The 7939-nt window shown below is 56.2% G+C and carries 9 protein-coding genes; 6 read left to right on the plus strand and 3 right to left on the minus strand.

All coding sequences use genetic code 11. The annotated features are described in order from the left end of the window. Window positions 1-123 precede the first annotated feature (123 nt). Window positions 124-900 (plus strand): gamma-glutamyl-gamma-aminobutyrate hydrolase family protein, encoded by a 777-nt coding sequence (locus WBC85_RS10410; protein WP_424436371.1) that lies wholly within the window; start codon window positions 124-126, stop codon window positions 898-900. Between the two features lie 29 nt (window positions 901-929). Here the strand turns inward: WBC85_RS10410 and WBC85_RS10415 are convergent, their stop codons facing one another. Then, on the minus strand, window positions 930-3170 hold the full coding sequence (locus WBC85_RS10415; protein ID WP_424436374.1) for a molybdopterin cofactor-binding domain-containing protein: 2241 nt from the start codon (window positions 3168-3170) through the stop codon (window positions 930-932). A 3-nt stretch (window positions 3171-3173) separates the two neighbouring features. Further along, window positions 3174-3638, minus strand: coding sequence for a (2Fe-2S)-binding protein (locus WBC85_RS10420; protein ID WP_424436377.1), 465 nt, complete (start codon window positions 3636-3638; stop codon window positions 3174-3176). 87 nt (window positions 3639-3725) lie between these two features. Between WBC85_RS10420 and WBC85_RS10425 the strand changes: the two genes are divergently transcribed. Next, on the plus strand, window positions 3726-4307 hold the full coding sequence (locus WBC85_RS10425) for a TetR/AcrR family transcriptional regulator (RefSeq protein WP_424436379.1): 582 nt from the start codon (window positions 3726-3728) through the stop codon (window positions 4305-4307). Window positions 4308-4393: 86 nt separating this feature from the next. On the opposite strand, the gene WBC85_RS10430 is transcribed toward WBC85_RS10425, so the two are convergent. Then, the gene (locus tag WBC85_RS10430; protein ID WP_424436382.1) at window positions 4394-4753 is read right to left on the minus strand and encodes an MmcQ/YjbR family DNA-binding protein; all 360 of its coding nucleotides are present in this window, start codon (window positions 4751-4753) and stop codon (window positions 4394-4396) included. Window positions 4754-4915: 162 nt separating this feature from the next. On the opposite strand from WBC85_RS10430, the gene WBC85_RS10435 reads away from it, so the two are divergent. From WBC85_RS10435 to WBC85_RS10450, 4 genes are all read left to right on the plus strand, one after another. Further along, window positions 4916-5860 carry an MBL fold metallo-hydrolase gene (locus WBC85_RS10435; RefSeq protein ID WP_424436385.1) on the plus strand — a complete coding sequence of 315 codons (945 nt, stop codon included), beginning with the start codon at window positions 4916-4918 and terminating at the stop codon, window positions 5858-5860. Next, on the plus strand, window positions 5857-6276 hold the full coding sequence (locus tag WBC85_RS10440; RefSeq protein ID WP_424436388.1) for a rhodanese-like domain-containing protein: 420 nt from the start codon (window positions 5857-5859) through the stop codon (window positions 6274-6276). The genes WBC85_RS10435 and WBC85_RS10440 overlap by 4 nt, the downstream gene beginning before the upstream one ends. Further along, entirely contained in the window at window positions 6269-6721 is a 453-nt protein-coding gene (locus WBC85_RS10445) for a methyltransferase family protein (protein WP_424436391.1), read from the plus strand. Before WBC85_RS10440 ends, WBC85_RS10445 begins: the two co-directional genes overlap by 8 nt. A gap of 136 nt (window positions 6722-6857) precedes the next feature. Beyond that, the coding region (locus WBC85_RS10450; protein WP_424436394.1) for a Re/Si-specific NAD(P)(+) transhydrogenase subunit alpha at window positions 6858-7939 on the plus strand (1082 nt) is incomplete at its 3' end.

Below are 7939 nucleotides of genomic sequence, written 5' to 3' on the forward strand. Positions count from 1 at the left end.
ATATCTTCCAATCCGCAGGGCCTGTTTTCGGCCACAGCGCAGCGCTTGCTTTGCTCCATTGCAAGCGCTGTTATAGGCGGTTTATAAAGGCGTGAATTGAAATCGCTTTTTGCTGGAGAGTACATGGCACGCCCCATTGTCGGGATTATTTCCAATTCCTATGTTTTAAACGGTGATTATCCCGTCCATGCTGGCGGCGTAATGAATGCGACTGCAATTGCAGATGTGTCCAAATGCATGCCGCTGATGATCCCCGCCGATCCACGATTTGTCAGCGTCGAAGAGCTGCTCGAGCAATGCGACGGCTTTTTGCTGACGGGTGGGCGCCCGAATGTGCATCCCGAAGAATACGGCGAAGACGCGACGGAAGCGCATGGCGAATTTGATCGCAATCGCGATGCAATTACGCTGCCATTGGTGCGCGCCTGCGTCGAGCGTGGCCAGCCGTTCTTTGGCATTTGCCGTGGCTTTCAAGAGGTCAATGTCGCGATGGGCGGCACGCTATATCCTGAAATCCGTGATCTGCCCGGACGGATGAACCACAGGATGCCCCCGGACGGTACGATTGAAGAAAAATTCGAGCTACGCCACAAAGTCCGTGTGAGCGAAGGCGGTCCGTTTCACAAGATGTTCGGTGCCTGCGAAGTGATGACAAACACTTTGCACGGGCAGGGGATCAAAACCGCTGGTGCGCGCGTGGTTATTGACGGGCAGGCCGAGGATGGCACGCCCGAGGCAATCTATATCAAGGATGCACCAGGCTTTACCGCCTCTGTGCAGTGGCACCCCGAATGGAACGCGGCGGGTGATCCCGTTTCGCGCCCCTTGTTCGAGGCGTTTGGCGAGGCGAGCGCACGCTTTGCGCAAAGTCGTGCGATACGCCGTTTGAAAAGCGCTTAATCACGCGAACCACCGCTGCGTTTCCTGGCCTAGGTCAACAAGTCAAATTCGTGCATTAATGGCAATGTGCGTGCTCGTTTGCCCGTAAGATCAAAAAGTGCATTCGCAAGTGCAGACATCGAAGGCGGTGTTCCTGGTTCGCCGCCACCGCCCAGATGGGCGTTGTTCTCGAGAATGCGCACTTCGGTGACGGGCGCATTGTGGATGCGCAGGGCGTCATAATCGGGGAAGTTCGCCTGCTCGACACTGCCATTGGCGAAGGTGATTTCGCCAAAGCAGGCCGCAGACAGACCGTAAATCATGCCGCCATAAAGCTGCGCTTCAAGGTTGCCAGGGTCAAGGGCAGTGCCGAGGTCCGCAGCAATCCAGGCGCGGTTGATGCGGATCGTGCCATCTTCGTCCAAGACCTCGATGACCTGCGCCACAGGTGTGCCAAAACTATAGGCGAATGCCACGCCGCGCCCGATTCCCGGCTCGCGTTTGCCGCTCCAGCCGGACATTTCGGCGACTGTTTCCAGCACCTTGGCAGATGGCCCATGTTCTGATCGCATCATTTCCAATCGAAAGGTAAGCGGGTCCGCGCCAGCCGCATGGGCCAACTCGTCAAGAAAGCTGTCATGCATGAATGCGTTGACCGAATTGCCGACAGAACGCCAGAAACCGATCGGCATCTGTAGATCGCTCAAGTGCCCTTTCACGCGGTAGTTTGGGATTGCATAGGGCTGATCGAAGGCCCCTTCGACATGCACCTTATCAGGGCCGGCAGCGGTGAAGCCGGTCAATCGCTTCATCGCGCCAATGGTCACGGATGGGCCTGCAACGGCGGCATCGAGCAACACGGCTTTGCCATCCTTCACCGCACCTTTGTAGCGACCGATCGTGGCGGGGCGGAAGAAATCATGCGACATATCCTCTTCGCGCGTCCAGGTCAGTTGCACAGGGGTGCCTTGCATTGCCTTGGCAACACGTGACGCGTAAACGCCGAAATCGCTTTCGCCGCGCCGCCCGAACCCGCCGCCCATCAAGGTCGTGTGCAGGGTGACGTTTTCGCTATCAAGGCCGACGGCCTCTGCGCAGCGATCGCGCATGATTGTCGGTCCCTGGTTGCCGCACCAGATTTCCAAAGCATCACCAGAATAAATCGCTGTCGCGTTCATCGGTTCCATCGTCGCATGGGCAAGAAATGGCACGCGGTATTCGGCGCTTATTTCGTTAGCGCCCTCGGGCAGGGTGTCAGCATCGCCGTCATTGCGCAGGGTAGAATTAGGCTTGCTCGCAAAGCTATCTTCAATGGCCTGCCAGATCCCGTCCTGTTCATGCGGGTAGGGCGCATCGCCCCAATCTGCAACGACCGCATCCGCGGCTTGAAACGCAAGCCACGTGTTGCTGGCCACAACAGCAAAGCCGCCGTCCAGCTCGATCACCTTTTCAACGCCCGCCATCGCAGTCGCCGCGCTCGCATCCATCGAACGCATCGGGCCACCAAGGCGCGGGTTCATCCTGAGCGTGGCAAATTTCATCCCCTCGCGGCGCACGTCGATGCCGAACTCTGCTGTGCCTGTGACTTTGCCCTTCATGTCGACGCGGGGCATGGTCTTACCCAGATAACGCCATTGGGATTTCGGGCGCAGCTCTACCTGCGGTGGATCAATCTGCGCCGCAAGGCTGGCCATATCCGAATAGCTGACAGAGTTGCCGTCAGGGGCAATAATCCTGCCATTTTCGGTTCTCAGCGAGGACGCGGAAACCTGCAACGCGTCCGCCGCCGCCAGTTTCAACGCCTCGCGCGCGGAAGCACCTGCATGGCGCAGACGCTCATAACCATCCATCATCGACGTAGAGCCACCCGTCAACTGCATCCCGAGCAGTTTGTTAACTTCGCCCACCGCCTCTGAAAGGCTCTGCATGAAAGCGCTTTTGGAATATTCAGGGTAGGGCAACGCCGATTGCATCAACGCGCTGTTGTAATAGGCCTGCGCGGGCGGTCCATGCAAAACGCGCACATCTTCCCAAGCGATATCAAGCTCTTCGGCCGCGAGTGCGGCAAGCGTCGTGTGAACCCCTTGCCCCATTTCAGCGCGCGGGGTGATGATGGTGACGCCCTCTTGGTCAATAAAGATGAAGGGGTTCAGCGCGGCTTCATTAGGACCCGCGCTTAGCGGGTTTTCCAAAGGACGGGTGAATTTGTAAGCGCCAAAAGCAACGCCGCCAACGATCGCGGCCGAGCCAATAAGAAACGTGCGGCGGGCGATTTTCTTGAAAGAGGTCATAATTCAGGCTCCCTGCATGGCTTTGGCGGCGCTATGAATGGCGGCGCGGATGCGCGGGTAGGTGCCACACCGGCAAAGAATGCCCTGCATGGCCTCGTCAATGTCCTGATCGCTGGGGGCAGGGTTCTCGGCCAAAAGGCTCGCGGCTTGCATGATCTGCCCCGATTGGCAGTATCCGCATTGCGCCACTTGATGGGCGATCCATGCCGCCTGCAAAGCATGCAAAGTGTCCGGCGTTCCGAGCCCTTCGATTGTGGTCACGCTGCCCTCAACATCCGAAAGCGCGGTTTGGCACGAGCGCACAGCAACGCCGTCAATCAGGACCGTGCACGCCCCGCAGGCAGCAACGCCGCAGCCGAATTTTGTTCCGGTCAGATTAAGCTCGTCACGCAGAACCCAGAGCAGCGGGATGTCATCAGGTAGATCGACACTGCGCGCCGCGCCATTTACGTTTATCGTTCTTGCCATGCTCGCTCTCCTAGCTGTCTGACAAAAGTAGGTGAAAATGTCAGCGTGTCAATTGACAAAATCACCATTTTTTGTCAGATGTCAGGAATGAGCAGCGAAGTAATTGAATCCGAAAAGCAAAAAGCAATCGCAGAGGCCGCGTTTCAAGTCTTTGCAACACACGGTTTTCGTAAAACATCGATGCAAATGATTGCAGATCAGGCCTGCATGTCGCGCCCCGCGCTCTATCTTCACTTCCAAAGTAAAGAGGATGTTTTCAGCTATCTGAGCATCAGCTTCTTTACCAAAGTCGCAGATACCGTCGCCGCAATTCTGGCGCGATCGGGCGATCCGGTGGATGTTCTGACCCGGGTTTTTGATGCGTTTGACCCCGATGGCGTCATGGCCGTTCTGTTGGACGCCCAACACGGCGCAGAACTGATGGATGCGAAAAGCAACACCATGCAAGGCACTGTCAGCGATATCGAAGCCGGAATAGGTGCGATGCTTGCGGACTGGCTTGCCCTTGAAGCCGATGCCGGACGTATTCTTTGCGATGATCCAAATACAACGGCCCAAACGATCATGCTCTCGCACTACGGGTTGAAATCACCGCCGCCCAGCTACGCGATCTACAAAGCGCGCACCGCCCAGCTTGCCCGGCTTCTAGGAAAAGGCCTGCGCATCTAAAGGGTCTTCCTCTCTCCAGAAATATCCCCGCCGGAGGCAAATCTGCACGCCGTCAGGCCTGCTTATCAAGCGCGCGCAGCGCACATTCAGATCAAGCCAAGCTCGCTGCGCAGTTTCTTTGTCAGCTTGGCCTTAATCATCTCGTAACTTGCTTCGATATGTGCCTTCAGCTCTTCATCCGGCAGGCCCGGATCGCCATAAACCTGAACCCATTTCATCCCACGCGATGCTAAATAAGGAGCAGGGCGAATGCCCGGCATGTCGCTAAGTATTTCATAAGCCAATTCAGTAACTTTGAACGAAACAGCGCTATTCGCGTCTGCCCAGCCTAAGACAGCAAAAACCTTGCCGCCCAGCTTCCACACATCCGAATTGCCCCACTGCACCACATGGCTGGTTTGGGGCAGGGACTTGCAATAGGTGTTGATCTCGTCGCGACTTAACATTGCTCAAGCCCGCGCTTGTAGTGGTTCTTCATCATAGTCCCTTTTTGACGTATCCTGCCCGGATGCTGCCCTGTGACAAGACGCGCAACTGCGCGGCTTTCACTGCCGCTTTACTTACTCATTCCATTCTGTGAATGTATTTTCGTAATCCGGGAGGTTCTCATGCGTAAATTCCTGACGCTCGCAATTATTGCCAGCAGCCCGCTCATGGCGAGCGAAGACATTGCCGATCAATATCCGCAATCAGAGCTTTATTCAAAACCTGTTGAAGTCATTCCGCATGTTTTCTCTGCCATCGGGGCCACAGCGCCGCCGACTTATGAGAATTCCGGTCATAATAACAATCTCAGCTTTGTTGTGACGGGCGACGGCGTGGTTGTGGTTAACGGTGGTGCATCCGCACGCCTTGCCAAAGCGCTGCATGATGAAATCAAACGTACGACAGATCAGCCCGTAAAGCTGGTCATCAACGAGAACGGGCAGGGGCATGCAATTCTCGGCAATTCCTATTGGGCGGATCAGGGTGTTGATATCCTGATGCACGAAGAGGCGGCACAAGAAGTTGAGGCGCACGGCTTCCAGATCCTTGAAGGCATGAAGCGCTACAACCGCGACAAAGCCGAGGGTACGCGTATTGTTGCGCCAACACGGACATTTGCGGATAAAGAGGTGATTACGATGGGCGATGTCACGCTCGAAGTGCTCCATCTTGGACCCGCGCACGGCCCTGGTGACACACAGGTCTGGATTCCCCAGTGGAACATGATGATCGCAGGCGATATCGCCTTTCACGAACGCATGCCGCCAATTTTCGCGGATACCTGCACAAGCTGCTGGATCGAGACTTGGGAAACCGCGTTTGCGCCGATGAATCCCACTTATATCATTCCCGGGCATGGTCATCCGACCAATCTGGCGCAGGTGACCCGATACACCCGTGATTATCTGGCATATCTGCGCGAAAAGATCGGAGCCCATATTGACGACGGCGGCGAACTGGCAGAGGCCTATTACATCGATCAAAGCCCCTATGCACATCTGGATACCTTTGAAGAACTCGCAACCAAGAACGCGGGGCGCGTCTTTGAGGAAATGGAGTTCGAATGAAGCATTTGCTAAGGACGACTGCGCTTCTGGCTTTGCTTGCCTCGGGCGCTGTTGCCGATGAACTTGTGGACGAAATCACGGGTTACATGGATTTCGCAACCTATGAGGCCGGCATCATTCTGCCCGAACAACTGACCGAAGATGTGTTTGGCTCGGTTACCTTTGTGGACACGCGCAACGCCGAGCAATTTGAAGCGGGCACAATCCCGGGCGCCATCAATATAGAATGGCGCGACGTGCCTGCGCGCTTGGACGAGCTGCCGGAAACTGGCATGGTTGTGTTGCTGTGCAATACAGGGTCCTTGTCAGCGCAAGCAACTTTTGCCGCGCGCCTTATGGGGCGTGAAAACGTATTGGTTTTGCAGACTGGCCTGATTGGCTGGCAGGAACGAGGGGCGTACAAACCTGATGCTTAAATGGATTGATCTTCCGCCCGTCTGGCTTGCGGGATTTGCGGCACTTGCCTATTGGCAAAGCACCTCATTCACGTACGGGCTTGGCTTTGGCGGCGCTTGGGCAGATTTTGCAGGCGGTCTATTCGTCGGTGGCGGCGTGGTTCTGATGCTGCTGGCTGTCTATGAAATGCGCCGCATGCGCACGACATTCATACCGCGCCGCGAAGCGGATGCATTGGTTGTCTCCGGCATCTTCAAACGCTCGCGCAATCCGATTTACGTCGGGGATGCGTTGGTTCTTCTGGGGTTGATTCTCCGCTGGGATGCGGTGTTGGCGCTACCATTGGTGCCGATCTTCGTGTGGTGGATCGAAAAGCATTTCATCATTGGTGAGGAAAATGCGTTGCGACGTAAATTCCGAGCCGGTTTTGCCCTTTATTGCCAAGACGTTAGGCGTTGGGTCTGAAATAACGGCGGGTAATTTACGACATTGGGGCGCTCGATTGCGTCATGTGCTTGTCTGGACCCTTTCGGGGCTTTAGGGAGTAATGCAAATCTGCGCGCCCGCGTCGACAAACTTTAAGATACAAGGGGACAGACCATTGAAAATTGGAACACCTAAGGAAGTGTTCGAGGGAGAAAACCGCGTAGGCATGACGCCTGATAGCGCTGTGCAGCTCCAGAAACTCGGATACGACTGTGTAATCGAAACAGGGGCTGGCGCAAATGCCGGTTTCTCGGATGCGCTTTATCAAGAGGCCGGTGTCGAGGTTGTCAAAACCGCCGCCGCACTTTGGAAGACTGCGGATATCGTCGCTAAGGTTCGTCAGCCTGACGAAGGTGAGCTGAAACGTTTGCGCGAAGGGCAGACGCTGATTTCCTTCTTCAACCCTGCTGCCAACGAGGCAGGCATGCAAAGCGCCAAGAAGAAGGGCGCGAACGTGATTGCCATGGAAATGGTCCCACGTATTTCGCGCGCACAGAAGATGGATGCGCTGTCCTCCATGGCGAACATCGCGGGTTATCGCGCTGTTATCGAGGCGGGCAACAATTTCCCGCGTTTCTTCACAGGTCAGATCACAGCGGCGGGTAAGGTTCCGCCAGCGAAGGTTCTGGTTGTGGGCGCGGGTGTTGCGGGTCTTGCCGCGATTGGTACATCTACCAGCCTGGGCGCGATCACATACGCGTTCGACGTGCGCCCCGAAGTGGCGGAGCAGGTCGAAAGCATGGGCGCCGAGTTCGTCTTCCTCGACTTTGAGGAAGAGCAGGCGGACGGTGCGGCGACAGGTGGTTATGCCGCCGTGTCCAGCCCGGAGTTCGCAGCGGCCCAGCTCGCGAAGTTCCGCGAAATCGCACCGGACATGGACATCGTCATTACAACGGCCCTGATCCCGAACCGCGAAGCGCCAGAGCTTTGGACCAAGGACATGGTCGACGCGATGAAGCCCGGTTCTGTTATCGTGGACCTTGCGGCCGAAAAGGGCGGCAATTGTAAGCTGACCGTCAAAGACGAAAAGATCGTCACCGACAACGGCGTGACAATCATCGGCTACACTGATTTCCCATCCCGCATGGCAACGCAGGCCTCGACGCTTTATGCGACGAACATTCGCCATATGATGACGGATCTGACCCCTGAAAAGGACGGCCAGATCAATCACAATATGGAAGATGATGTGATCCG

Source organism: Planktotalea sp., assembly GCF_049680325.1.
In the GTDB taxonomy this organism is placed as follows: Bacteria; Pseudomonadota; Alphaproteobacteria; order Rhodobacterales; family Rhodobacteraceae; genus Planktotalea.